The sequence below is a fragment of the Vibrio xiamenensis genome (assembly GCF_900100015.1).
Classification (GTDB): Bacteria; Pseudomonadota; Gammaproteobacteria; order Enterobacterales; family Vibrionaceae; genus Vibrio; species Vibrio xiamenensis.
In genome coordinates this window covers 14,999-39,443 of record NZ_FNDD01000032.1, presented here as the reverse complement: position 1 = coordinate 39,443, position 24,445 = coordinate 14,999, and the positions used below count along the sequence as shown (strand labels likewise).

The 24,445-nt window shown below is 46.3% G+C and carries 38 protein-coding genes; 33 read left to right on the top strand and 5 right to left on the bottom strand.

Annotated features, from left to right (window positions below; all coding sequences use genetic code 11):
• Window positions 1-48: 48 nt before the first annotated feature.
• The 31 genes from motX (at window position 49) to rplQ (ending at window position 18,114) form a co-directional block, all read left to right on the top strand.
• Window positions 49-684 carry a flagellar protein MotX gene (gene motX, locus BLS03_RS20570; RefSeq protein WP_093278424.1) on the top strand — a complete coding sequence of 212 codons (636 nt, stop codon included), beginning with the start codon at window positions 49-51 and terminating at the stop codon, window positions 682-684.
• Between the two features lie 176 nt (window positions 685-860).
• Entirely contained in the window at window positions 861-3,302 is a 2,442-nt protein-coding gene (gene rnr, locus BLS03_RS20565) for a ribonuclease R (protein WP_093278422.1), read from the top strand.
• Between the two features lie 17 nt (window positions 3,303-3,319).
• Entirely contained in the window at window positions 3,320-4,060 is a 741-nt protein-coding gene (gene rlmB, locus BLS03_RS20560; protein ID WP_093278420.1) for a 23S rRNA (guanosine(2251)-2'-O)-methyltransferase RlmB, read from the top strand.
• A gap of 412 nt (window positions 4,061-4,472) precedes the next feature.
• Window positions 4,473-4,784 carry a 30S ribosomal protein S10 gene (rpsJ, locus tag BLS03_RS20555; protein ID WP_001181007.1) on the top strand — a complete coding sequence of 104 codons (312 nt, stop codon included), beginning with the start codon at window positions 4,473-4,475 and terminating at the stop codon, window positions 4,782-4,784.
• Window positions 4,785-4,798: 14 nt separating this feature from the next.
• Window positions 4,799-5,428, top strand: a complete 630-nt coding sequence (gene rplC / locus BLS03_RS20550) for a 50S ribosomal protein L3 (RefSeq protein ID WP_093278418.1) — start codon at window positions 4,799-4,801, stop codon at window positions 5,426-5,428.
• 16 nt (window positions 5,429-5,444) lie between these two features.
• Complete coding sequence (gene rplD / locus BLS03_RS20545; protein ID WP_093278417.1) at window positions 5,445-6,047, top strand: 50S ribosomal protein L4; 603 nt, start codon at window positions 5,445-5,447, stop codon at window positions 6,045-6,047.
• Window positions 6,044-6,346 (top strand): 50S ribosomal protein L23, encoded by a 303-nt coding sequence (gene rplW / locus BLS03_RS20540; protein ID WP_093278415.1) that lies wholly within the window; start codon window positions 6,044-6,046, stop codon window positions 6,344-6,346. Before rplD ends, rplW begins: the two co-directional genes overlap by 4 nt.
• Window positions 6,347-6,362: 16 nt before the next feature.
• Window positions 6,363-7,187, top strand: coding sequence for a 50S ribosomal protein L2 (gene rplB / locus BLS03_RS20535; RefSeq protein ID WP_093278413.1), 825 nt, complete (start codon window positions 6,363-6,365; stop codon window positions 7,185-7,187).
• 20 nt (window positions 7,188-7,207) lie between these two features.
• The gene (gene rpsS / locus BLS03_RS20530; RefSeq protein WP_010318762.1) at window positions 7,208-7,486 is read left to right on the top strand and encodes a 30S ribosomal protein S19; all 279 of its coding nucleotides are present in this window, start codon (window positions 7,208-7,210) and stop codon (window positions 7,484-7,486) included.
• 11 nt (window positions 7,487-7,497) lie between these two features.
• On the top strand, window positions 7,498-7,830 hold the full coding sequence (rplV, locus tag BLS03_RS20525; RefSeq protein ID WP_014230666.1) for a 50S ribosomal protein L22: 333 nt from the start codon (window positions 7,498-7,500) through the stop codon (window positions 7,828-7,830).
• 19 nt (window positions 7,831-7,849) lie between these two features.
• Window positions 7,850-8,548, top strand: a complete 699-nt coding sequence (rpsC, locus tag BLS03_RS20520) for a 30S ribosomal protein S3 (RefSeq protein WP_038864899.1) — start codon at window positions 7,850-7,852, stop codon at window positions 8,546-8,548.
• Window positions 8,549-8,559: 11 nt separating this feature from the next.
• Window positions 8,560-8,970, top strand: a complete 411-nt coding sequence (rplP, locus tag BLS03_RS20515) for a 50S ribosomal protein L16 (protein ID WP_093278411.1) — start codon at window positions 8,560-8,562, stop codon at window positions 8,968-8,970.
• Entirely contained in the window at window positions 8,970-9,161 is a 192-nt protein-coding gene (rpmC, locus tag BLS03_RS20510; RefSeq protein ID WP_093278409.1) for a 50S ribosomal protein L29, read from the top strand. Before rplP ends, rpmC begins: the two co-directional genes overlap by 1 nt.
• Entirely contained in the window at window positions 9,161-9,415 is a 255-nt protein-coding gene (rpsQ, locus tag BLS03_RS20505; RefSeq protein WP_093278407.1) for a 30S ribosomal protein S17, read from the top strand. The genes rpmC and rpsQ overlap by 1 nt, the downstream gene beginning before the upstream one ends.
• A gap of 161 nt (window positions 9,416-9,576) precedes the next feature.
• Entirely contained in the window at window positions 9,577-9,948 is a 372-nt protein-coding gene (gene rplN / locus BLS03_RS20500) for a 50S ribosomal protein L14 (protein ID WP_021704470.1), read from the top strand.
• Window positions 9,949-9,961: 13 nt separating this feature from the next.
• Entirely contained in the window at window positions 9,962-10,276 is a 315-nt protein-coding gene (gene rplX, locus BLS03_RS20495; protein WP_093278405.1) for a 50S ribosomal protein L24, read from the top strand.
• 14 nt (window positions 10,277-10,290) lie between these two features.
• Window positions 10,291-10,830: a 50S ribosomal protein L5 gene (gene rplE / locus BLS03_RS20490; RefSeq protein ID WP_093278403.1), complete on the top strand. Its 540-nt coding sequence runs from the start codon at window positions 10,291-10,293 to the stop codon at window positions 10,828-10,830.
• 17 nt (window positions 10,831-10,847) lie between these two features.
• Window positions 10,848-11,153 carry a 30S ribosomal protein S14 gene (gene rpsN / locus BLS03_RS20485; protein ID WP_093278401.1) on the top strand — a complete coding sequence of 102 codons (306 nt, stop codon included), beginning with the start codon at window positions 10,848-10,850 and terminating at the stop codon, window positions 11,151-11,153.
• Window positions 11,154-11,182: 29 nt separating this feature from the next.
• Complete coding sequence (rpsH, locus tag BLS03_RS20480) at window positions 11,183-11,575, top strand: 30S ribosomal protein S8 (RefSeq protein WP_093278399.1); 393 nt, start codon at window positions 11,183-11,185, stop codon at window positions 11,573-11,575.
• Between the two features lie 10 nt (window positions 11,576-11,585).
• On the top strand, window positions 11,586-12,119 hold the full coding sequence (gene rplF, locus BLS03_RS20475; protein WP_093278397.1) for a 50S ribosomal protein L6: 534 nt from the start codon (window positions 11,586-11,588) through the stop codon (window positions 12,117-12,119).
• 9 nt (window positions 12,120-12,128) lie between these two features.
• Window positions 12,129-12,482, top strand: coding sequence for a 50S ribosomal protein L18 (gene rplR / locus BLS03_RS20470; RefSeq protein ID WP_093278395.1), 354 nt, complete (start codon window positions 12,129-12,131; stop codon window positions 12,480-12,482).
• A 14-nt stretch (window positions 12,483-12,496) separates the two neighbouring features.
• Window positions 12,497-12,997: a 30S ribosomal protein S5 gene (rpsE, locus tag BLS03_RS20465; protein WP_093278393.1), complete on the top strand. Its 501-nt coding sequence runs from the start codon at window positions 12,497-12,499 to the stop codon at window positions 12,995-12,997.
• Between the two features lie 7 nt (window positions 12,998-13,004).
• On the top strand, window positions 13,005-13,181 hold the full coding sequence (gene rpmD, locus BLS03_RS20460; protein ID WP_005379565.1) for a 50S ribosomal protein L30: 177 nt from the start codon (window positions 13,005-13,007) through the stop codon (window positions 13,179-13,181).
• A gap of 5 nt (window positions 13,182-13,186) precedes the next feature.
• A complete protein-coding gene (rplO, locus tag BLS03_RS20455) occupies window positions 13,187-13,621 on the top strand; it encodes a 50S ribosomal protein L15 (protein ID WP_093278391.1) in 435 nt (144 codons plus the stop codon).
• Between the two features lie 20 nt (window positions 13,622-13,641).
• The gene (gene secY, locus BLS03_RS20450) at window positions 13,642-14,976 is read left to right on the top strand and encodes a preprotein translocase subunit SecY (protein WP_093278389.1); all 1,335 of its coding nucleotides are present in this window, start codon (window positions 13,642-13,644) and stop codon (window positions 14,974-14,976) included.
• A 39-nt stretch (window positions 14,977-15,015) separates the two neighbouring features.
• Window positions 15,016-15,129: a 50S ribosomal protein L36 gene (gene rpmJ / locus BLS03_RS20445; RefSeq protein ID WP_000868186.1), complete on the top strand. Its 114-nt coding sequence runs from the start codon at window positions 15,016-15,018 to the stop codon at window positions 15,127-15,129.
• 148 nt (window positions 15,130-15,277) lie between these two features.
• Window positions 15,278-15,634: a 30S ribosomal protein S13 gene (rpsM, locus tag BLS03_RS20440; RefSeq protein WP_093278387.1), complete on the top strand. Its 357-nt coding sequence runs from the start codon at window positions 15,278-15,280 to the stop codon at window positions 15,632-15,634.
• Window positions 15,635-15,652: 18 nt separating this feature from the next.
• Entirely contained in the window at window positions 15,653-16,042 is a 390-nt protein-coding gene (rpsK, locus tag BLS03_RS20435; protein ID WP_001118870.1) for a 30S ribosomal protein S11, read from the top strand.
• Window positions 16,043-16,069: 27 nt separating this feature from the next.
• Window positions 16,070-16,690 (top strand): 30S ribosomal protein S4, encoded by a 621-nt coding sequence (gene rpsD, locus BLS03_RS20430; RefSeq protein ID WP_093278385.1) that lies wholly within the window; start codon window positions 16,070-16,072, stop codon window positions 16,688-16,690.
• Window positions 16,691-16,714: 24 nt separating this feature from the next.
• Window positions 16,715-17,707, top strand: a complete 993-nt coding sequence (locus tag BLS03_RS20425) for a DNA-directed RNA polymerase subunit alpha (protein ID WP_093278383.1) — start codon at window positions 16,715-16,717, stop codon at window positions 17,705-17,707.
• A 26-nt stretch (window positions 17,708-17,733) separates the two neighbouring features.
• Window positions 17,734-18,114 (top strand): 50S ribosomal protein L17, encoded by a 381-nt coding sequence (gene rplQ, locus BLS03_RS20420; RefSeq protein ID WP_093278381.1) that lies wholly within the window; start codon window positions 17,734-17,736, stop codon window positions 18,112-18,114.
• Window positions 18,115-18,183: 69 nt separating this feature from the next.
• On the opposite strand, the gene BLS03_RS20415 is transcribed toward rplQ, so the two are convergent.
• Together BLS03_RS20415 and bamJ are read right to left on the bottom strand one after the other, a co-directional pair.
• On the bottom strand, window positions 18,184-18,684 hold the full coding sequence (locus tag BLS03_RS20415) for a DUF2780 domain-containing protein (RefSeq protein ID WP_176765653.1): 501 nt from the start codon (window positions 18,682-18,684) through the stop codon (window positions 18,184-18,186).
• Window positions 18,685-18,785: 101 nt separating this feature from the next.
• Window positions 18,786-19,406 carry a BamJ family beta-barrel-assembly machinery protein gene (gene bamJ, locus BLS03_RS20410; protein WP_093278377.1) on the bottom strand — a complete coding sequence of 207 codons (621 nt, stop codon included), beginning with the start codon at window positions 19,404-19,406 and terminating at the stop codon, window positions 18,786-18,788.
• Between the two features lie 237 nt (window positions 19,407-19,643).
• Between bamJ and BLS03_RS20405 the strand changes: the two genes are divergently transcribed.
• Window positions 19,644-20,204, top strand: coding sequence for a LysM-like peptidoglycan-binding domain-containing protein (locus BLS03_RS20405; RefSeq protein WP_093278375.1), 561 nt, complete (start codon window positions 19,644-19,646; stop codon window positions 20,202-20,204).
• An 11-nt stretch (window positions 20,205-20,215) separates the two neighbouring features.
• Here BLS03_RS20405 and BLS03_RS20400 read toward each other — a convergent pair whose 3' ends face one another.
• The 3 genes from BLS03_RS20400 to cpdB all read right to left on the bottom strand — a co-directional run bounded on the left by BLS03_RS20400 (window position 20,216) and on the right by cpdB (window position 23,320).
• Window positions 20,216-20,671, bottom strand: a complete 456-nt coding sequence (locus BLS03_RS20400) for a GNAT family N-acetyltransferase (RefSeq protein ID WP_093278373.1) — start codon at window positions 20,669-20,671, stop codon at window positions 20,216-20,218.
• Window positions 20,672-20,712: 41 nt separating this feature from the next.
• On the bottom strand, window positions 20,713-21,288 hold the full coding sequence (locus BLS03_RS20395; protein WP_143015668.1) for a cyclic nucleotide-binding domain-containing protein: 576 nt from the start codon (window positions 21,286-21,288) through the stop codon (window positions 20,713-20,715).
• Between the two features lie 70 nt (window positions 21,289-21,358).
• Window positions 21,359-23,320 (bottom strand): 2',3'-cyclic-nucleotide 2'-phosphodiesterase, encoded by a 1,962-nt coding sequence (gene cpdB, locus BLS03_RS20390; protein WP_093278366.1) that lies wholly within the window; start codon window positions 23,318-23,320, stop codon window positions 21,359-21,361.
• Between the two features lie 268 nt (window positions 23,321-23,588).
• Here cpdB and cobA point away from each other — a divergent pair, with 268 nt between their 5' ends.
• The gene (gene cobA, locus BLS03_RS20385; RefSeq protein ID WP_093278483.1) at window positions 23,589-24,443 is read left to right on the top strand and encodes a uroporphyrinogen-III C-methyltransferase; all 855 of its coding nucleotides are present in this window, start codon (window positions 23,589-23,591) and stop codon (window positions 24,441-24,443) included.
• Window positions 24,444-24,445 lie beyond the last annotated feature (2 nt).

Below are 24,445 nucleotides of genomic sequence, written 5' to 3'. Positions count from 1 at the left end.
CGAGCCTGCCACTTTAAGGAAAGGCGCCAGATTTGAAAGAGTAACAATATGAAGCTACGAACGGTGGCTGCTTCGTTATTGTTTGCACTGACCTCTGCTCTCTGTCATGCCAATGTGGCCGATGTTGGAGAGCCAGTGCCTATCTATACAGAAGCTGAGCTGATAAAACTGATTGAAGAAAATAAGCATTTAGAAAGAGTCAAAGCGGATCACTGCCAGTTGGTAGAAGATATCGTTGCTCGTGCAACGCGGATTAACTTGCCGTCTTATGAATTTCTCTACGGTGATATGTTAGCGTGGGGCGTGTGTGTCGACCAAGATGTTGAACTTGGTTTGTATTACATGGAAAACGCCGCGCACCAAGGTTTGCCCGTTGCACTTGAGCAACTCGGGCGTTATTACTCACACGGAACTTTGGTTCAACAAGATAAAGAACGTGCGATTCCTTACTTGCGTGAAGCGGCGGCGATGGGCAATCTAAACGCGCGTATTCATCTGGCTGAATTGCTATTGCGTGATTACGGTAGCCCACTGGATTATGAAGATGCTTATCGCTGGCTGTACAACTCAGTCACGGCGGATAAGCGTCAGCACAAGCGCATTTCTCGCCTGCGTCAGGGGCTAGAACAGCGCATGCCACAAAATATTATTGCGCGCGCCAAGCGTGTTGATACCGCTTGGTAATTCCTCAATCTCAAGCTTGCTGTTAAAGCCCACTCCGTTCGGTGGGCTTTATTGTTTCCGCTGTCTCGTGTCTAATCTTTCACCAAGTTAACGGCGCTTTTATAAAGCAATTCTGTAGCTTAGGCTGTGAGTCAGATATACTAAGTTTAAATCTTCCCCTGTTAACAGGCGTATTTATGTCAGACAACATTCCCAGCGATCCGTTTGCGGAGCGTGAATCCCAGAACTATGAAAACCCAGTCCCGAGCCGAGAGTTTATTTTAGATTTCCTTGGTAAAGCGGGTGTGCCGATGAATCGTAACGATCTTTTTGAAGCGCTACAGCTCAAAGGTGAGGAACAATACGAAGGACTTCGCCGCCGTTTACGCGCCATGGAGCGCGACGGTCAGTTAGTCTTTACTCGTCGCCAATGCTACGCCTTGCCAGAAAAGCTTGAAATGATTAAAGGCTATGTGATTGGGCATAAAGATGGTCACGGCTGGGTGCGCCCGGACGGCAGTCTTGGTAAAGATGACGACATTATGTTGCCTCATCATCAAATGCGTACGCTTATTCATGGCGATTACGTTTTGGTGCAGCCGACTGACAACAGCAAACGTGGTCGTAAAGAAGGTCGTCTAGTCCGCGTATTGGAAGAGCGTAAATCGCAAATCGTTGGACGCTTTTTCCTCGAACAAGGTTACGCGTATGTCGTAGCCGACGATTCCCGTATTTCCCAAGACATTCTGATCCCTAACGATGCGCGTGCTGGTGCTCGTATGGGCAATGTGGTGGTGATTGAAATTACTGACCGCGGCGCACGCTCGCGCGGCATGATGGGTAAAGTTGTCGAAGTGCTTGGCGAAAGTATGGCGCCGGGTATGGAGACACAAATCGCGATTCGTACCCATCAAATTCCTCACGAATGGCCAGAAGCGGTCGAGAAGCAGATTCAGGGACTTGGGGAAGAAGTGCCTGAAGAGGCGAAAGTCGGTCGCGTCGATTTACGAACTTTGCCGCTGGTGACGATTGATGGCGAAGATGCACGAGATTTTGATGATGCTGTTTACTGTGAAGCCAAAAAAGGCGGCGGCTGGCGCCTATGGGTTGCGATTGCAGATGTCAGTTACTATGTAAGACCCGATACCGCTCTCGATAAAGAAGCGATTAACCGAGGTAACTCGGTATATTTCCCATCGCAAGTCGTGCCTATGCTGCCAGAAGTTCTGTCTAACGGTTTGTGTTCGCTTAACCCTCAAGTTGACCGTTTGTGTATGGTGTGTGAAATGACCATATCTGAAACCGGTAAGCTTTCCGGTTACAAACACTACGAAGCAGTGATGAATTCCCATGCACGCCTGACTTATAACAAAGTCGGTAGCATTCTTGATGGTGATCAAGAGCTACGCGAACGTTATCAGCCGTTAATTGGTCATCTTGAAGAGCTGCACAAGATGTACAAGGTACTCAAGCATGCACGCGACCAACGCGGCGCGATTGAGTTTGAAACGGTTGAAACCAAATTCATTTTCAATGCCGAACGTAAGATCGACCGTATTGAACCTGTGATTCGTAATGATGCCCATAAGATCATCGAAGAATGTATGATTTTGGCCAATATCGCCTCAGCATCATTTGTTGAAAAAGCCAAAGAGCCGGCGCTATACCGAATCCATGAAACGCCAGGGGAACTGAAGCTGCAAGGTTTTCGCGATTTCCTTGGTGAACTTGGCTTGAACTTAGGCGGTGGGTTAGAGCCATCGCCGACGGATTACGCGACCTTGGTTCGTCAAATTGGTGAGCGCCAAGATAAAGAACTGATTCAAACCATGCTATTGCGCTCAATGAAGCAAGCTATCTACAGTGCCGACAATGCAGGACACTTTGGGTTGGCACTAAAACGCTACGCGCACTTTACCTCGCCAATTCGTCGTTATCCTGACTTGCTGCTCCATCGTGCGATTAAATACTTGATTGCTAAACATGAAGGCCGTAATCAAGATCGTTGGACGCCAACAGGTGGTTATCACTATTCATTCGATGACATGGATGTGTTTGGCGAGCAGTGCTCGATGACTGAACGCCGAGCTGATGATGCGACTCGTGAAGTGGCAGATTGGCTCAAGTGCGAATACATGCAAGATCACGTCGGTGAAGAGCTTGATGGTGTGATTGCCAATGTTACTGGCTTTGGCTTCTTTGTGCGCTTAACAGATCTGCACATTGATGGTTTAGTGCATATATCCAACTTGCAGAACGATTATTATCAGTTTGATCCGATTGGTCAAAGACTTATCGGCGAAAGCTTTGGTTTGATTTATCGCTTGGGCGATGCGGTCAAAGTGAAAGTCTTGGCGGTTAACTTAGACGATCGCCAAATAGACTTTGAATTAGTTGGCACAAGTCGTAAGCTACGCGGCCAAGGTAAGACTGCCAAAAAACGCGCGGTGGAAGCACAGCAAAAAGCGAAGGCGAAAAAGCGCGCTTCAAGTAAAAATGGCGCTAAATCGTCTCCCGATATTGAGCCAACCGTAAGGCCTCAAAACGAAGACAACAAAAAGCCGAAAGTCACCAAAGCGCGCAAAAAGAAGCCGGGCAGTAAACCAAAAAAAGCCAAGCCCAGTAAGAACGCGCAGTAACAAGACGAGTTGAATGAATGAGTAATGAATTTATCTACGGCATTCACGCAGTGAAAGCCGTATTAGAACGAGAACCAGAACGCTTTATCGAAGCGATGGTGCTAAAAGGGCGCCAAGATGATCGCTTAATGCCGATTTTAAATGAATTGCAGGCGCTGGGCGTTTCGATTCAACAGATGGGACGTAAAGCGTTGGATGACAAAGCGCGCGGCGCCAACCATCAAGGTGTGATTGCGCGAGTGAAACCTGCCAAGCCGTTAAATGAACATGATCTAGACGCTATTTTGGCTAAGCATGAGTCGCCTTTGTTGTTAATTCTCGATGGTGTCACTGACCCACATAACTTAGGTGCATGCTTACGTAACGCCGATGCTGCAGGTGTCGCGGCGGTGATCGTGCCAAAAGATAAGTCCGCACCGATGACCGCAACGGTCAGTAAAGTGGCGTGTGGCGCCGCAGAAACCGTGCCTCTGGTTCGTGTGACAAACCTGGCGCGTACCATGCGCGCGCTACAAGAGAAGAATATCTGGTTTGTTGGTACTGCGGGTGAAGCGACCCATGATATTTATCAAGCAAAGTTGACCGGGCCGCTGGCTATCGTTATGGGCGCAGAGGGGGATGGTATGCGCCGTTTAACCCGCGAGACTTGCGATGACTTAATCAAGATTCCAATGGCAGGCAGTGTTTCAAGCTTGAACGTTTCAGTGGCATCAGGTGTGTGCTTATTTGAAGCGGTTCGCCAGCGTATCGCGAAATAATAAAAGCCTTAGTAAAAAGCTTTTAAGCCATTCAGTATTGCTGAATGGCTTTTTATTTGCCGTGTAAAAATCAGCGACAAATATAATTCGTTTATTTTTCGCCCAGTGCTTGCATGTGAAACCGTGATCTGTATAATGCAGCGCACTGGTTAAGCCAGTTGTGAACCAATGAGCAGCGAGGAGCCGTAAAACCTAGTGTTTATCGGGTAATGTAAACTCAGCTTATGTTCGCAGTTAATAAAAATTTAGCTCTCTATCTTTATTGATAGAACAGGTTAATCACCTATTAGCTGACAATGCGTCCTAATCTTGGATGCTACGGTTTCACATAAATCAATCGGCATTCTCTCGCCTCAGGCGTGTTTGAGTGGCGATATTGTTTGTGTAATTTATTAATTTGGAGCTCTGTCTCATGCAGAACCAACGTATTCGTATCCGCCTTAAAGCTTTCGATTACAAACTAATCGATGCTTCAACTGCGGAAATCGTTGAAACAGCTAAGCGCACTGGCGCACAGGTTCGTGGTCCAATCCCACTACCTACTCGTAAAGAGCGTTTCACAGTTCTTATCTCTCCACACGTTAACAAAGATGCTCGTGATCAGTACGAAATCCGTACTCACAAACGTCTAATCGACATCGTTGAACCAACAGATAAAACTGTTGATGCACTGATGCGTCTAGACCTTGCTGCGGGCGTTGATGTACAAATTAGCCTAGGTTAAGGGGAGATTAGAATATGATTGGTCTAGTCGGACGTAAAGTGGGTATGACCCGCGTATTTACCGAAGAAGGCGTTTCTATCCCAGTAACAGTTGTTGAGGTTGAAGCGAACCGTGTTTCTCAAGTTAAAACTCTTGAAAATGACGGCTACGCAGCAATCCAGGTAACTGCTGGTGCTAAGAAAGCTAACCGTGTAACTAAGCCAGAAGCTGGTCACTTTGCGAAAGCAGGTGTTGAAGCAGGCCGCGGTCTTTGGGAATTCCGTTTAGAAAACGGCGAAGAGTTTGAAGTTGGTGCTGAACTAACTGTTGAACTATTCAACGAAACTAAAAAAGTAGACGTTACTGGTACATCTAAAGGTAAAGGTTTCCAAGGCGCTGTTAAGCGTTGGAACTTCCGTACCCAAGATATGACTCACGGTAACTCTTTGTCTCACCGTGCACCGGGTTCAATTGGCCAATGTCAAACTCCAGGTCGCGTGTTCAAAGGCAAGAAAATGGCTGGTCACATGGGTGCTGAGCGTGTAACGACTCAAAACCTAGAGATCGTACGTGTTGACGCTGAACGCAATCTGCTTCTTATCAAAGGTGCAGTACCTGGCTCAACTGGCGGTAACGTCATCGTTAAACCAGCTGTGAAAGCATAACGTCTAGGAGTAAGTAATGGAATTGATGGTTAAAGGTGCTGATGCACTAACTGTTTCCGAAACTACTTTCGGACGTGAGTTCAACGAAGCTCTTGTTCACCAAGTAGTTGTTGCGTACGCAGCAGGTGCTCGTCAAGGTACTCGTGCTCAAAAAACACGTTCAGAAGTTTCTGGCGGTGGCGCTAAGCCATGGCGTCAAAAAGGTACTGGCCGTGCGCGTGCTGGTACAATTCGTAGCCCAATCTGGCGTACAGGTGGTGTTACTTTTGCTGCGAAACCACAAGATCACAGCCAAAAAGTAAACAAAAAAATGTACCGCGGTGCTATGAAAAGCATTTTCTCTGAGCTAGTTCGTCAAGAGCGTCTAATCGTTGTTGATAACTTCTCAGTAGAAGCACCAAAAACAAAAGAACTTGTTTCTAAGCTTAAAGATCTTGAGCTAAGCGATGTTCTTATCGTGACTGGTGAAGTAGACGAGAATCTATTCTTAGCTGCTCGCAACCTATACAAAGTTGACGTGCGTGATGTTGCTGGTATCGACCCAGTAAGCCTAATCGCATTTGACAAGGTTCTAATGACTGCTGATGCAGTTAAGCAAGTTGAGGAGATGCTAGCATGATCACTGAAGAGCGTATCCTAAAAGTTCTACGTGCTCCGCACATCTCTGAAAAAGCAACTATGGCTGCTGAAAAAGCAAACACTATCGTGTTTAAAGTAGCTAAAGATGCAACTAAGAAAGAGATCAAAGCAGCTGTAGAAAAGCTATTTGAAGTTGAAGTTAAGTCTGTAAACACCCTTATCAATAAGGGTAAGACCAAACGTCAAGGTCTACGCCAAGGTCGTCGTTCAGACGTTAAGAAAGCGTACGTTACTTTGAAAGAAGGTCAAGACCTTGACTTCGTTGGCGGCGCGGAATAACAGGAGTAGTTGAAAAATGGCTATTGTTAAATGTAAGCCGACTTCGGCTGGTCGTCGTCACGTTGTTAAAGTTGTTAACGCTGACCTATACAAAGGTAAGCCTTACGCGCCTCTTCTAGAGAAGAACGCTAAGAACGGCGGTCGTAACAACAACGGTCGTATCACAGTACGTCACATCGGTGGTGGTCATAAGCAACACTACCGTGTAATTGACTTCAAACGTACTAAAGACGGCATCCCAGCGAAAGTTGAGCGTATTGAATACGATCCAAACCGTAGCGCGAATATTGCACTTGTGCTTTACGCAGACGGTGAGCGTCGTTACATCATCGCACCTAAAGGTATCCAAGCTGGTGATTCAATCCAGTCTGGTGTTGATGCGCCTATCAAAGCGGGTAACGCTTTGCCAATGCGTAACATCCCTGTAGGTTCAACTATTCACAACGTTGAGCTAAAACCTGGTAAAGGTGCTCAGCTAGCTCGTTCTGCAGGTGCATACGCACAGCTTGTAGCTCGTGATGGTTCTTACGTAACTATCCGTCTACGTTCTGGCGAAATGCGCAAAGTTCTTGCTGAAGGCCGTGCAACAATCGGTGAAGTAGGTAACTCAGAGCACATGCTACGTGAACTAGGTAAAGCTGGTGCTAACCGCTGGCGCGGTGTTCGTCCAACCGTTCGCGGTGTGGTAATGAACCCAGTAGACCACCCACACGGTGGTGGTGAAGGCCGTACTTCTGGTGGTCGTCACCCAGTATCTCCTTGGGGTATGCCAACTAAAGGCTTCAAAACCCGTAAGAACAAACGCACTGACAAGTACATCGTACGTCGTCGTAATAAGTAATCTATATAAGAGGATAAGCCATGCCACGTTCTCTCAAGAAAGGTCCATTTATTGACCTACACTTGCTGAAGAAGGTAGAGAAAGCGGTGGAAAGCGGAGACAAAAAGCCTATTAAGACTTGGTCCCGTCGTTCAATGATCATTCCATCAATGATTGGTTTGACCATCGCTGTCCATAATGGTCGTCAGCACGTTCCAGTTTTCGTTACCGATGAAATGATTGGTCACAAACTGGGTGAATTCGCACCAACACGCACTTACCGTGGCCACGCTGCGGATAAGAAAGCTAAGAAGCGCTAAGGAGTAAATAAATGGAAGCTATTGCTAAACATAACTTTGCTCGCATTTCGCCTCAGAAAGCTCGCTTAGTTGCGGATCAAATTCGTGGAAAATCTGTTGACCAAGCTCTAGAAATCCTAACTTTCAGCAACAAAAAAGCTGCTGAACTAGTTAAGAAAGTTCTTGAGTCAGCAATCGCGAACGCGGAGCACAACGAAGGTGCTGATATTGACGATCTGAATGTCGCTAAAATCTTCGTAGATGAAGGCCCAACCATGAAGCGTATTATGCCTCGTGCAAAAGGTCGTGCGGATCGTATCTTGAAGCGTTCAAGCCACATCACTGTTGTTGTAGCAGATCGCTAAGAGACTAGGAGAGTAAGCAATGGGTCAAAAAGTACATCCAAATGGTATTCGTCTAGGCATCGTTAAGCCTTGGAATGCTACATGGTTTGCTAACACCAAAGATTTCGCTGACAACCTAGACGGCGACTTCAAGGTACGTCAGTTCCTTACTAAGGAACTACAAAAAGCATCTTTATCACGCATCGTTATCGAGCGTCCTGCTAAGAGCATCCGTGTGACTATTCACACTGCTCGTCCAGGCGTTGTTATCGGTAAGAAAGGTGAAGATGTAGAAAAACTACGCACAGCTGTTGCGAAAATTGCAGGTGTACCAGCGCAAATCAACATCGCTGAAGTACGTAAGCCTGAGCTGGACGCACAACTTGTGGGTGACAGCATCGCGTCTCAGCTAGAGCGTCGTGTTATGTTCCGTCGTGCTATGAAGCGCGCGGTACAAAACGCAATGCGTCTAGGTGCTAAAGGCATCAAAGTGGAAGTAAGCGGTCGTCTAGGCGGCGCTGAAATTGCACGTTCTGAGTGGTACCGTGAAGGCCGTGTGCCTCTACACACTCTACGTGCTGACATTGATTACGCAACTTCTTCGGCTCACACTCAATACGGTGTAATCGGCATTAAAACTTGGATCTTCAAAGGTGAGATCCTAGGCGGTATGCCAGCAGCTAACGCTGTAGAGCCTAAAGGCGACAAGCCTAAGAAGCAGCGCAAAGGCCGTAAGTAAGGAGTCGACAGATGCTACAACCTAAACGTACTAAGTTCCGTAAGGTTCATACTGGTCGCAACCGTGGTCTAGCAAAAGGTACAGACGTAAGTTTCGGTACATACGGCTTAAAAGCTGTTGGCCGTGGCCGTCTTACTGCTCGCCAGATCGAAGCGGCACGTCGTGCAATGACACGTCACGTTAAGCGTCAAGGTAAAATCTGGATTCGTGTATTCCCAGACAAACCTATCACAGAAAAACCACTAGAAGTTCGTCAAGGTAAGGGTAAAGGTAACGTTGAGTACTGGGTAGCCCAAATCCAACCTGGTAAGGTTATGTACGAAATGGACGGTGTACCTGAAGAGTTGGCACGTGAAGCGTTCCGCCTAGCGGCTCGTAAACTGCCATTCAAAACTACTTTTGTAACTAAGCAGGTGATGTGATGAAAGCACAAGATCTACGCGATAAGAGCGTTGAAGAGCTTAATGCAGAACTATTGAATTTGCTACGTGAACAGTTCAACTTGCGTATGCAAGCTGCAACTGGTCAACTACAGCAAACTCATACTCTGAAAGCTGTACGCCGCGATATCGCACGTGTGAAAACTGTTTTGACTGAGAAGGCAGGCGCATAATGAGTGACAAAATTCGTACTCAATTAGGCCGTGTAGTTAGCGATAAAATGGACAAGTCTATTGTTGTTGCTATCGAGCGTTTCGTAAAACACCCTATCTACGGGAAGTTTGTACGTAAAACGACTAAGCTACATGCCCACGATGAAAACAACGAGTGTGGCATTGGCGACACTGTTGAGATCAGTGAATGCCGTCCACTGTCTAAGAAAAAATCTTGGACTTTGGTACGCGTAGTAGAAAAAGCGAAGATTTAATCTCGGTTTCTCTACGGTAAAGAAGCGGCTCCAAGACTTTTTTGGGGCCGTTTATTTTTTGACTACCCAATCTCGAAAAAGGGTGGTACAATTCGCGTCCCTTTTAAAGAGGCAGCCCGACCCGAGATGGGTCTAGTTTTAATATTTAGCGGAGCACTAACATGATCCAAATGCAAAGTATGCTGGACGCAGCTGATAACTCAGGCGCTCGCAGCGTAATGTGTATTAAGGTTCTGGGTGGCTCTCACCGTCGTTATGCACACATCGGTGACATCATTAAAGTTACTGTTAAGGAAGCAATTCCACGCGGTAAAGTTAAAAAAGGTGATGTACTGAAGGCGGTGGTAGTTCGCACCCGTAAAGGCGTACGTCGTCCGGACGGTTCTGTCATTCGCTTCGACCGAAATGCTTGCGTACTGTTGAACAACACGACAGAGCAACCAGTCGGTACACGTATCTTTGGTCCAGTGACTCGTGAACTTCGTAATGCGAAATTCATGAAGATTGTCTCACTGGCTCCAGAAGTTCTGTAAGGAGCACGTAAAGATGGCAGCTAAAATCCGTCGTAATGACGAAGTGATCGTTCTTGCCGGTAAAGATAAAGGCAAGAAAGGTAAAGTAAACAAGGTTCTCGCAACTGGTAAAGTTATCGTTGAAGGTATCAACTTAGTTAAGAAACACCAGAAACCTGTTCCAGCTCTAGGTATCCAAGGCGGTATCGTTGAGCAAGAAGCAGCAATCGATGTTTCTAACGTTGCAATTTTCAACGCAGCAACTGGTAAAGCGGACCGTATCGGTTTCCGTTTTGAAGAAGGCAAAAAAGTGCGTTTCTTCAAGTCTAACGGCGAAACAATTAAGTAATTTGGAGTTCTACTATGGCGAAACTGCATGATTACTACAAGTCGTCTGTAGTCGCTGAATTGACCAAACAATTCAGCTACACAAGCGTCATGCAAGTCCCTAGGATTGAGAAAATCACCCTAAACATGGGCGTTGGTGAAGCAATTAACGATAAGAAACTTCTAGAAAACGCAGCAGCGGACATGGCAACGATCTCTGGTCAAAAGCCACTTGTTACTAAAGCGCGTAAATCTGTAGCAGGTTTCAAAATTCGTGAAGGCTACCCAATTGGTTGTAAAGTAACCTTACGTGGCGAACGTATGTGGGATTTCTTAGAGCGTTTAATCTCTATTGCACTTCCACGTGTACGTGACTTCCGTGGTGTTAGCGCTAAGTCTTTTGACGGTCGCGGTAACTACAGCATGGGCGTTCGCGAGCAAATCATCTTCCCGGAAATCGACTTTGATAAAGTTGATCGAGTACGCGGTCTAGACATCACTATTACGACGTCTGCTGGTACTGATGAGGAAGGCCGTGCTCTGCTGGCTGCCTTTAACTTCCCATTCCGTAAGTAAGGTGAAGGGTTACTGTTATGGCTAAAAATTCAATGAAAGCACGTGAAGCTAAGCGTGCGAAGCTTGTAGCTAAGTTCGCTGAGAAGCGTGCTGCGCTAAAAGCTACTATCAGCGATGTTAATGCATCTGAAGAAGACCGTTGGAACGCAGTTCTTAAACTGCAAACTCTTCCTCGTGATTCAAGTGCGTCACGTCAGCGCAACCGTTGCAACCAAACTGGTCGTCCACACGGTTACCTACGTAAATTCGGTCTAAGCCGTATCAAAGTTCGTGAAGCTTGCATGAAAGGCGAGATTCCTGGACTTCGTAAGGCTAGCTGGTAATTGCCACTTAATCATTTGGAGTAATACATATGAGCATGCAAGATCCGATTTCGGATATGCTGACCCGCATTCGTAACGGTCAGGCAGCAGATAAAGTTGCTGTTAAGATGCCTTCTTCAAAGCTTAAAGTTGCAATTGCTGCACTATTAAAAGCTGAAGGTTACATCACTGATTTCGCTGTTGAAGGCGAAGTAAAACCTGAGCTAGAAGTTACTCTTAAGTACTTCCAAGCAAAACCAGTAATCGAGCAACTAAAGCGTGTTTCTCGTCCAGGTCTGCGCGTCTATAAGAAAAAAGACGAGCTTCCATCTGTGATGGGCGGTCTTGGTGTTGCCATCGTTTCAACTTCCAAAGGTCTTATGTCTGACCGTGCTGCACGTAAAGCAGGCCTTGGTGGTGAAATTCTTTGCTACGTAGCGTAAGGAGTAGAATATGTCTCGTGTTGCTAAAGCACCTGTCGCTATTCCAGCTGGCGTAGAGGTGAAACTGAATGGCCAAGAAGTCACTGTAAAAGGTGCGAAAGGCGAACTATCTAGCGTTCTTAACAACGCAGTAGTTATTGCTCAGGAAGAAAATAACCTGACTTTCGGTCCACGCGAAGGTGTTGTTAACGCATGGTCACAAGCAGGTACTGCTCGTGCACTAGTGAACAACATGGTTGTGGGTGTTACTGAAGGCTTTACTAAGAAGCTAGTTCTTAAGGGTGTTGGTTACCGTGCTGCTATCAAAGGCAACTCTGTAGCTTTAACTCTAGGCTTCTCTCACCCAGTTGAGCACGAGTTGCCAGCGGGTATCAAAGCTGAATGTCCAAGCCAAACTGAGATCGTTTTAACTGGTTGTGACAAACAACTAGTTGGTCAAGTTGCTGCTGACATTCGTTCTTATCGTGAGCCAGAGCCTTATAAAGGCAAAGGCGTTCGTTACGCAGATGAAAATGTGCGTACTAAAGAAGCTAAGAAGAAGTAAGGTAACACTATGGATAAGAAAGCATCTCGCATCCGTCGTGCTACACGCGCACGTCGTAAGATTGCTGAACTGGGTGCAACTCGCCTAGTAGTACACCGTACTCCGCGTCACGTGTACGCTCAGGTTATCGCATCAAACGGCTCTGAGGTTATCGCTCAAGCTTCTACTGTAGAAAAAGCGATCCGTGAGCAAGTGAAATACACTGGTAACATCGATGCAGCTAAAGCGGTAGGTAAAGCTATTGCTGAGCGCGCGCTTGAAAAAGGCGTTACTGCTGTTGCATTTGATCGTTCTGGTTTCCAATACCACGGTCGAGTAGCGGCGCTAGCAGAATCTGCTCGCGAAGCTGGTCTGAAATTCTAAGGTAGGGTTGGAAGATGGCTAAAGAACAACAACAAGCTAATGATTTGCAAGAAAAGCTAATCGCTGTTAACCGTGTTTCTAAAACGGTTAAAGGTGGTCGAATCATGAGCTTTACTGCACTAACTGTAGTTGGTGACGGTAACGGTCGTGTAGGTTTCGGTTACGGTAAAGCCCGTGAAGTACCTGCTGCGATTCAAAAAGCAATGGAAAAAGCGCGTCGTAACATGACTACTATCGCGCTTAACGAAGGCACTCTTCACCACCCAGTGAAAGGTCGCCATTCGGGCTCTAAAGTTTACATGCAGCCTGCTGCAGAAGGTACTGGTGTTATCGCAGGTGGTGCGATGCGTGCAGTACTAGAAGTTGCTGGTGTACACAACGTACTATCTAAAGCATACGGTTCTACGAACCCTATCAACATCGTTCGTGCAACGATCGATGCACTAGGTAGCGTTAAGTCACCAGAAATGGTTGCTGCTAAACGTGGTCTAACTGTTGAATCTATTTCGGAGTAAGAACACCATGGCAACTATTAAAGTAACTCAAACTAAAAGCTCAATTGGTCGCCTACCGAAGCACAAAGCTACTTTGCGCGGTCTGGGCCTTCGTAAAATCAACCACACAGTTGAACTTGAAGATACTCCGTGTATTCGCGGAATGATCAACAAAGTTTACTACATGGTTAAAGTTGAGGAGTAATCAGAATGCGTTTGAATACTCTATCACCGGCTGCGGGTTCTAAACCTTCTAAGAAGCGTGTAGGTCGCGGTATCGGTTCAGGCCTTGGTAAAACTGGTGGCCGTGGCCACAAAGGTCAAAAGTCGCGTTCTGGCGGTAAAGTCCGTCCAGGTTTCGAAGGTGGTCAAATGCCTTTGAAACAACGTCTACCTAAATTCGGTTTCACTTCTCGTAAGAGCCTAGTGTCTGCTGAAGTTCGTCTAGCTGAGCTAGCGAAAGTAACAGGTGATGTTGTTGATCTAAACAGCCTTAAAGCTGCTAACGTTGTCACTAAGAACATCGAATTTGTTAAAGTTGTTCTTTCAGGTGAAATCAGCAAAGCAGTGACTGTTAAAGGTCTACGCGTAACTAAAGGCGCTAAAGCTGCAATCGAAGCTGCAGGCGGTAAAATCGAGGAATAATCTCGAGGATTGAGGTACAGATGGCTAAGAAACCAGGACAAGATTTTCGTAGTGCTCAAAGCGGCTTGAGTGAATTGAAGTCGCGCTTATTATTCGTATTAGGTGCACTTTTAGTTTTCCGAGCAGGCTCTTTTGTGCCGATTCCTGGTATTGACGCTGCTGTACTTGCCGATTTGTTCGAACAGCAAAAAGGTACCATCATTGAAATGTTTAACATGTTCTCTGGTGGTGCTCTTTCGCGTGCATCTATATTCGCATTGGGCATCATGCCGTATATTTCGGCATCTATTGTTGTCCAATTGTTGACTGTAGTTCATCCAGCGTTAGCGGAGCTCAAAAAAGAGGGTGAAGCAGGCCGTCGTAAGATCAGCCAATATACACGCTACGGCACGCTTGTACTTGCAACATTCCAAGCAATTGGTATTGCAACTGGCTTACCAAACATGGTCGACAATCTGGTTGTTATCAACCAAACCATGTTTACGCTGATTGCAACCGTGAGTTTAGTAACTGGTACCATGTTCTTAATGTGGTTAGGTGAACAAATCACAGAGCGAGGAATTGGTAACGGTATTTCGTTACTTATTTTTGCAGGTATTGTTGCTGGATTGCCTAAAGCAATCGGTCAAACAATCGAGCAAGCGCGTCAAGGTGAATTGCATGTGCTTCTTCTGCTACTTATCGCGGTAGTTGCGTTCGCAGTTATCTATTTCGTTGTTTTCATGGAGCGTGGTCAACGTCGTATCGTTGTTAACTACGCGAAGCGTCAACAAGGTCGTAAGGTTTTTGCAGCGCAAAGTACACACCTGCCATTGAAAATTAACATGGCGGGCGTGATCCCAGCGATTTTTGCATCTAGTATTATCTTGTTCCCAGGAACATTGGCTCAATGGTTCGGCCAGAACGGTGAGAGCAGCACATTCGGTTGGTTAACTGATGTGTCTTTGGCTCTTAGCCCAGGTCAGCCTTTGTATGTAATGCTTTATGCAGCAGCGATTATTTTCTTCTGTTTCTTCTACACGGCGTTAGTATTTAACCCGCGTGAAACAGCAGATAATTTGAAGAAGTCTGGTGCATTCGTACCCGGAATCCGCCCAGGTGAGCAGACAGCCAAATATATTGATAAAGTGATGACGCGTTTAACCCTAGCGGGTGCGTTGTACATTACCTTTATCTGTCTGATTCCAGAGTTCATGATGGTCGCGTGGAACGTACGTTTCTACTTCGGCGGTACATCACTACTTATCGTAGTGGTCGTGATTATGGACTTTATGGCACAGGTACAGACTCATATGATGTCACAACAGTATGATTCTGTGTTGAAAAAGGCAAATCTGAAAGGCTACGGTCGTTAATACGACCCGAGCATCAGATTCCATTTACGGAGTTTAGCAATGAAAGTTCGTGCTTCCGTTAAAAAAATCTGCCGTAACTGTAAAGTAATCAAGCGTAACGGTGTCGTTCGCGTGATTTGCAGTGAGCCAAAGCACAAGCAGCGCCAAGGCTAATCAGCAGAAATTTTTACTTGAAATATAAGGTAGTGTCGAGTATATTCCTCGGCCTACCTTTTGCGTGCAAAAGAAGTAGCAACCGCAACGTATCCTCAACGGGCTTTGTTGTGGTGGATTTCTTTATTTAAAGTACTAGGAGTGAATAGTGGCCCGTATAGCAGGCATTAACATTCCTGATCAGAAACACGCTGTAATCGCTCTAACTGCGATCTACGGTATCGGTAAAACTCGCTCACAAGCTATTCTAGCTACAGCGGGTATTGCTGAAGATGTTAAGATCAGTGAACTAACTGAAGAGCAGATCGATCAACTGCGTGATGGTGTAGCTAAGTACACTGTAGAGGGTGATCTACGTCGTGAAGTATCTATGAACATCAAGCGTCTTATGGACCTTGGTTGTTACCGTGGTCTTCGTCATCGTCGCAGTCTACCACTACGTGGACAGCGTACTAAAACCAACGCTCGCACCCGTAAGGGTCCGCGTAAGCCGATCAAGAAATAATCGGGAAGGTAGAGTACAATGGCTAAACAACCAACTCGCGCTCGTAAGCGCGTACGCAAGCAAGTTGCAGATGGCGTAGCGCACATCCATGCATCTTTCAATAACACAATCGTTACTATCACAGACCGTCAAGGTAACGCTCTAGCTTGGGCTACAGCGGGTGGTTCCGGTTTCCGTGGTTCTCGTAAGTCTACTCCGTTCGCTGCGCAAGTTGCTGCTGAGCGTTGTGCTGAAATGGCTAAAGAATATGGCCTAAAGAACCTAGAGGTTATGGTTAAGGGTCCAGGTCCAGGTCGTGAATCTACTGTTCGCGCACTGAACGCTGCTGGTTTCCGCATCACAAACATTGTTGACGCGACTCCTATCCCTCATAACGGTTGTCGTCCACCTAAGAAACGTCGCGTTTAACGTTTCTGGGATAATTGGAGAAAGATCATGGCAAGATATTTGGGTCCTAAGCTGAAGCTTAGCCGTCGTGAAGGCACTGACTTGTTCCTTAAGTCTGGTGTTCGCGCGATCGATACCAAGTGTAAAATTGATAACGCCCCAGGTGTACACGGCGCTCGTCGCGGTCGTCTATCTGAGTACGGCGTTCAGCTTCGCGAGAAGCAAAAAGTTCGTCGTATGTACGGCGTACTAGAAAAACAATTCCGTAACTACTACAAAGAAGCAGCTCGTCTAAAAGGCAACACTGGTGAAAACCTACTTCAACTTCTTGAAGGTCGTCTTGATAACGTAGTTTACCGCATGGGCTACGGCGCAACTCGCGCAGAAGCACGCCAACTAGTTAGCCACAAAGCTATCCTAGTTAACGGTAAAGTTGTAAACGTTCCTTCTTTCAAAGTTGCGGCTAATGACGTTGTTTCTATTCGTGAGAAAGCTAAAACTCAAGCTCGTATCAAAGCAGCTCTAGAAGTTGCAGAACAACGCGAAAAACCAACTTGGATTGAAGTAGATGCCGGTAAGATGGAAGGTACTTTCAAGCGTATGCCTGAACGTTCTGATCTATCAGCTGACATCAACGAACAATTGATCGTCGAGCTTTACTCTAAGTAAGGTTTAAACTAAAGAGAGGACACAATGCAGGGTTCTGTAACAGAATTTCTTAAGCCACGTCTTGTTGACATCGAACAGATCAGCACGACTCACGCAAAAGTAACTCTTGAGCCGTTAGAGCGTGGCTTTGGCCATACTCTGGGTAATGCACTTCGCCGTATTCTCCTATCTTCTATGCCGGGTTGTGCGGTAACGGAAGTAGAGATTGAAGGCGTTCTACACGAATACAGCACGAAAGAAGGCGTTCAAGAAGATATTCTTGAAATTCTTCTGAACCTGAAAGGTTTAGCTGTACGCGTTGCCGAAGGCAAAGATGAAGTGTACATTACGCTGAACAAATCAGGCTCGGGCCCTGTGGTTGCAGGTGACATCACCCATGATGGTGATGTAGAGATCGCTAACCCTGAACACGTAATCTGTCACCTAACTGATGACAACGCTGAGATCGCAATGCGTATCAAAGTGGAACGTGGTCGCGGTTATGTTCCGGCTTCAGCTCGCATCCATACCGAAGAAGATGAGCGTCCTATTGGTCGCCTACTGGTTGACGCAACTTACAGCCCAGTAGATAAAATTGCTTACTCTGTTGAAGCAGCTCGTGTAGAGCAGCGTACTGACTTAGATAAGCTAGTCATCGATATGGAAACGAACGGTACTCTAGAACCTGAGGAAGCTATCCGTCGTGCAGCAACAGTTCTTGCTGAACAATTGGATGCATTCGTAGATCTTCGTGATGTACGAGTTCCAGAAGAGAAAGAAGAGAAGCCTGAATTCGATCCGATCCTACTGCGTCCTGTAGACGATCTTGAACTAACAGTTCGCTCTGCTAACTGTCTGAAAGCAGAAGCGATTCACTACATCGGTGATCTTGTACAGCGCACTGAGGTTGAGCTACTTAAAACGCCAAACCTTGGTAAAAAATCTCTTACTGAGATTAAAGACGTACTTGCATCACGTGGCCTTTCTCTGGGTATGCGCCTAGAAAACTGGCCGCCAGCGTCTATCGCTGAAGATTAATCGATACTAGTTAGAAGGATTAGGTCATGCGCCATCGTAAGAGTGGTCGTCAACTCAACCGCAACAGCAGTCATCGCAAAGCGATGTTCAGCAACATGGCTAGCTCTCTAGTACGTCATGAAGTTATCAAGACTACTTTGCCAAAAGCAAAAGAGCTACGTCGCGTCGTTGAGCCTTTGATTACACTAGCTAAGACTGACAGTGTTGCTAACCGTCGTCTAGCATTTGCTCGTACTCGTGACAACGAAGTCGTTGCAAAACTATTCAACGAATTAGGTCCACGTTTTGCTGCTCGTCAGGGCGGTTACACTCGTATCCTAAAAGCTGGCTTCCGTGCTGGTGACAAAGCTCCAATGGCTTTCATTGAGCTTGTTGATCGCCCAGCTGCTGAAGAAGCTGCTGAGTAATCAGTTCGTTATTGAAAAAGCCGAGCGTTATGCTCGGCTTTTTTATATCTGCAGTATTCTGTTTCGAATCTATTTCACACCCCATAGAGCGCTGAGTGACGTTAGCAAGTCTTGATTTGCTTTGTGTTGCTTTAAATATTCCAGCAGCAACGGCGCGTATTGCTCTAGCATCTCTGTATCTAGTCCCAGTTCGGAAAACGTCCGATTCACATCACTCAATGAGTTCACGCTTGATAGCAAGTTTGATGTACCAGATAAATTCAGACTGGTTAATTGGTCGACACCGGGAAGAATTTCACCAAGTTGCTCATTTTCGTTTTGCCCGAGATTATTTTGTGCCAAGGCTAGCAGCGCACCCGCGCCTCCAGCGGCTTGCATCGGACTTACATTGAGTTGGTTCGAGAGATCATTAGTTAACTCTGTATTGCCTTGCACTTGTTCTAAAGCGCTGTTGATCGCGTTGGAGATACTTGTTTGATCTGTGTTGCTGAAGTCGATGGAAGCCGCTTGAATTGGTAGGGCGGTTACAAGAGATGTAATTAGCAGGGAGCGTAATAGGGTTGGTTTCATGACAGATTCTCTTTCCTTGTCAGGCATTGAATGTGTCTCGTACTGTAAAATAAAAAAAGCGGCGCTATGCGCCGCTTGATGTCAATTGTTTGCGAAATTTCTTACAGGATGTCTAGAAGTTCAACTTCAAATACAAGCGCTGCAAATGGAGGGATCGCTGCACCAGCACCACGCTCGCCGTAAGCAAGATCGTGCGGAATGTATAGTTTCCACTTAGAGCCAACAGGCATCATTTGTAGAGCTTCAACCCAGCCTTTGATAACGCCAGTTACTGGGAACTCTGCAGGTTGACCGCGTGATACTGAGCTATCAAACACAGTACCGTCAGTTAGCTGACCGTGGTAGTGAACACGTACTTGTTTGTCAGAAGTTGGAACTTCACCAGTACCTTCAGTCAATACTTCGTATTGAAGACCTGAATCAAGTACAGTCACTTCTGGACGTAGAGCGTTGTCTTTTAGGAATACTTCGCCGTCAGCTGCAGCTGCTTTTGCTGCTTCTTGACGAGCTTCTTCCGCTTTTTGATGCATCGCTTGCAATGCTTGATTGATTTCGTCAATCTCAATGCTTGGCTCTGAACCAGTAAGTGCAGTAGCGATACCCGCAGCGATAGCGTCAACGCTTAGACCTTCAAGGCCGCTGCCCGCTAGTTGTTGGCCCATTTGGATACCAATGCCGTAGCTTGCTTTTTGTTCTACAGTTTCGAATTTTACTTCAGACATGACTGTCTCTCTTTGTGTTACGTATAGAATGGGACAGGATACCAGTTCTCAACCCTTGATGAAACGGTCGATCTTGGCTGATTTTTTTCATCGATAGCAATGAGACTTAGATCGGGTTTTGTCACCCATGAATGAGAGATTTTACTTTTTATTCACCGAATCAACGGAATTTCGCTATACGTCAGCTTGCGCTGTTTTTATACTTGTAATCAATCACTAAGTGGAGGCTAAGTAGGAATGAATCGCCGTAGGAAAAAGCCAAAGGCTGATATGACTCAAAGCGTAAAACAAAAACTATCGCAATTTGATTGGCATTCTTACGTACAAAAAGTTCGTGAGCTCTGGACGCGATTGCCCAAGTTCCATCAACGTGCGCTGACGGCGTTAGTGGTTGTCGTCGCGTTATTATTGTTTGTTCCGCTTCCTTCGCCGTCGAGTTCAGATTCAGCCCCTGCTCTGAACCAACGCGTAGAAGTGAGTATTAACGCACAAGGTTTAAGTGAGCAAACCATTAGCGGCCAAGTCGCGCTTAAATCTAAAGCTTGGAAAGAATACCAAGTTAAAAGTGGCGACACTTTATCGCAGGTATTTCGCAATAACGGCCTTCCGTTATCTGACTTAAATGCACTCGTTAGAGTAGAAGGTGCTGATAAACCTTTAAGTTATATTAAGAAAGGTCAATTAGTGAGATTTAAACTTGCCGCCGATGGGTCTTTAGATATTCTTCAACTCGATAAAGGCAGTCACTCGGTGATGTTTTTCCGTTTATCTGACGGCGGTTTTGGGCGTAGTAAATAAAAATAGCCCGTCTACTTGGTTGAACGTTTCATATCAATGTGCGGGATATCATCTTCCAGGTACATTTCTGATGTTGTTACAAAGCCGTGGCGTTGATAGAACTGCTCAAGGTGCTGCTGGGCACCAATCTCAATGTCACTGGCCGGCCACAATTCAAGGCAATTCTGAATCGCTTGTTTGAGCAGTTCATGGCCCAATCCGCCTCCACGATGCTGACTTGACGTTGCGACTCTGCCTATGCTGGCACTCGGGTAACTGACTCCGGGTGGTAGTAAACGAGCGCAGGCGATAATATCTTGGCCAATAAAGCCCACCAGTTGGTAAACCTCTTGCTCGAGATCTTTATTATCCAGCTCAGGGTAAGGGCAATTCTGCTCGACTACGAAAACATCCACTCGCAGTTTTAACAGTTGGTAAAGCTGAACATTTGTCAGCTGTTGAAAAGTCATTCGTTGCCAGTTAATCATTAGTGTCGACGCTCAATGGGTGAAATACAAAGGAATGAAAACTAATCATTGCACGATTGATGCGCTTGCAAGATTTGTTCGATTTGGGGTTCAGTTGTGTCTAAGCATTGGGCTAAGTGATATACGTTCAGCATGTCCAGTTCGCTCTCAAATTGCTGACTAAGCAGATGGTAACGTTCACTAGGTGAGTATAATTTCTGGAACATTGTTTTTTGGTGGTCTGCTTTTATGCGTTGCTCTAACAAGTTTTGATAGAGAGGTTCAACATGTGTGCGCCAACGAATAAGGTGCTCAACCGGTAAACACAGCAATAGGCATGGGGTGAGCGTCTCAACGAGTGTAGAGGCAATATATTGTTCAGTTAACGGCTCGGAGGGCAGTAGCCACTCTCCCGGCCAGCTGCAAGTTTTGGTCACAGCCTCGTGTTGCTGCGTAATCCATTGCTCTAAACAAATCCCTTGTACCAGCAAGTATACCTGTTCAATCGATTGCCCTTGATGCGTCAGCACGTGGCGTGTCGGTAACTCCAAAACGGAGCCTATTTCAAGCAGCTTTTGCGCTTGTTGCTGGCTAAAGCCGCTGCTTAGCAGCATCTCGCTTATCTGTTGTTGGTACATGAAAATCTCAATCGATTGGTTAAATAAAAAGCCACGATATTTCGTGGCTTTTACTTTAGTGAACTTGCTACTACTTTTGAAGATCAATTTGGTAGACAGCGAAACCACTGTCGTCGCTGGCAACCTGCTTCATAGGGTACTGGCCTTTGTTTTTAATAAACTGGGCAGCTTTATCACTTGGAGAGGTTTCAAAGCGAATATCAAGCTTGGTCGCCGAGCTGATTGGTGCGAATGACCAGTTGTTATCAGCACTCGGCGTGACTTCACCTTGCTCTTGGCTGACGCGAGTAATGTAGTTTGCCACCACTGCGCGGTTTTCATCCGGAGAATCAAAAGCAATAAAGTCACTACCAGTTCCGGCAAATTTGTTGCCATACGCACGATAGTTGTTCGTTGCAATCAGGAAGGTTTGCGCAGGATCGATCGGCTTATCACGGTAAGTCAGGTTAACGATACGCTGAGCTTCTGCGTTTTTGAGTTGGCAGTCTCCGTCATATTTGGCCGGTTGAGTGACGTCGATTTGGTAGTTAACACCATCAATAACATCGAAGTTATAGGTTCTAAAGCCATCCCAGTCGAGCAGCGATTGTGGCTCACTCACATCGGTTTTAATTTGATTGAACTGCCCGGCACTGCATTCGAGCCACTCTTGAACTTGCTTACCTGAAACTTTCAGCGCCACCAGTGTGTTTGGATATAAGTACAGGTCGGCGGCGTTACGGAAGGTCAACTGGCCAGATTCCACTTCAGTAAAGTTGCTGGGATCATTTTTTCGTCCGCCGACTTTAAATGGTGCGGCTGCCGAAAGAACTGGCAGATCCGAAAGATCCGGGTCGCCTTGAATAAACTGTTCGACATAATCTTTTTGTGCCAAGTTGACGATTTGAATGGTGGGATCGTCTTGAACCAGAGCGAGATAGCTGTACATCACATCGTTTGCTTGGCCAATCGGTTGATTGACAAAATCACGAGTGGCTTTGTGATCGGCCTCTAAGGCTTTTACGATACCCGCATCGGCATTGACTAAAGCCTTATTATGCGCACTATCAAAGATTGGTCGCGCCTCACTATGTCCATCAACGACGTGCCATTTGCCTTGTTGTTGTTCTAGAGTGAGATCAATGACGCCAACATGGCTGCCCCAGCGGCCTGGCATGACAGCGGCAATTCCGTTGATGGTGCCTTTTTGGTTATCGACGCCTTGAATGTTGTCAAAACCTTTACCAGGAAAGACCGCATGTGAATGGCCAAAGGTAATAGCGTCAATGCCTTTCACATCGGCGAGATAATAAGTAGAGTTTTCAGCCCCTTTCTTATACGGCTCAGATGAAACACCAGAGTGCGGAATCGCGACAATGATGTCAGCGCCTTTGGCTTTCATTTCAGGAACATACTTTTCGGCGGTGGCTTTGATATCTTCAACATACACTTTTCCATCAAGGTTCTTTTTATCCCACACCATGACTTGAGGTGGCACAAAACCGATGTAACCGATCTTGATCTGCTGAGATTTACCGTCGCTGTCTTGTACTGTGTACTCTTTGATTAGATATGGAGTGAAGAAATGTTGCCCCGTTTTTTGGTCGTAGACGTTGGCGTTGATGTAAGGGAAATTGGCATCGTTAATGGTTTCTTTTAAAAAGCTCAGTCCATAGTTAAATTCGTGGTTACCGATATTGCCCACCTCGTAACCCAATTGGTTCATCGCCTTGTACACCGGATGAACTTCCCCAGGCTTGATGCCTTTTGATGCCATGTAGTCGCCCATAGGGCTGCCTTGAATCAAGTCACCGTTATCAACGAGCACACTATTTTGCACTTGCTCTCGAGCTTGTTTGACAAGCGTTGCCGCGCGAGTGAGGCCTATTTTTAGCGACGCTTTGTCTTTGTAATAGTCGTAATCCATCACGTTCGTGTGAATGTCAGTGGTTTCAATGATGCGCAGATTGATCGTTTGCGCCATCGCGCCTCCAGCCATGGTTAGCATGCCGCCAAGCACGGCTATAGAGAGAGGTTTCACTGCCAGTTTCATTATCTAAGCTCCGAGAGAGTTGTTGGAATGTACCTGAACCAATTTAACAAAATGTTATGTAAGGAGAATTCGCAAAGGTGACAATTTGTGAACTCTCGCACTTTTGCTCGGCATCTATCATGGCGGATTCCCATTTTTGCCCCACAGGGTTTTTAGGCTGTGGTCGTTATGCTTATCAGTATTTAGAATAAAAAATGAAATTTTAGAATTTCAGGTAATATGTTGACGGCGCCATAATGCAGACAAGCATATGGACTGGACCGCAGCTATGACCACCAAGGATACTCTTTCGCAATTTCCGACTTCTCGTCAGGGGCAAGCCCGCTTGTTTTCTGTTTCTGGCTCTTCGCCTGCTCAGCTTCAGCCTGGCGAGGTCGCGCTGATCGGTGCCGGCCCGGGTGACCCAGATCTGTTAACCGTTAAAGCGCTGCGTTTTCTGCAGCAAGCCGATGTGGTGCTCTACGACTATTTGGTCTCTGACGACATCATGGCTTTAGTACCTTCCGATACTATTTTAGTCTGTGTTGGTAAACGCGCAGGCCATCACAGCGTCCCTCAAGAGAAAACCAATCAGTTATTGGTCGATTTTGCCAAGCAAGGCCATCGCGTCGTACGCATTAAAGGTGGCGATCCGTTTATCTTTGGCCGTGGTGGGGAAGAGCTGGAGGTGTTGTTTGATGCCGGAGTGCGTTTTCAAGTCGTGCCGGGCATTACCGCAGCCGCTGGAGCGACAGCTTACGCAGGCATTCCTCTCACACACCGTGATTACGCACAATCAGCGATGTTTATCACTGGGCATTTAAAAGCGGAAAGTGATGATCTGGATTGGTCTACTTTAGCTCGTGGCCAGCAAACACTCGTGATCTACATGGGGCTGATGAAGTCTGAGTATATTCAGCAGCAACTGATCGATCACGGCCGTCAAGCTTCAACACCGATAGCGATCATCGAGCGCGGGACTCAAGCTAGCCAAAAAGTGTTTACTGGTCAATTAGCACAGCTCGCTGAACTCTCAAAAGATGCACAGTCGCCCTCCTTGATAGTGGTGGGAGAGGTGGTGTCTTTGTCTGAAAAGCTTAAGTGGTTTAATCAAGAGCAGTGCGGCGAGCGTCAATACGCTTAATC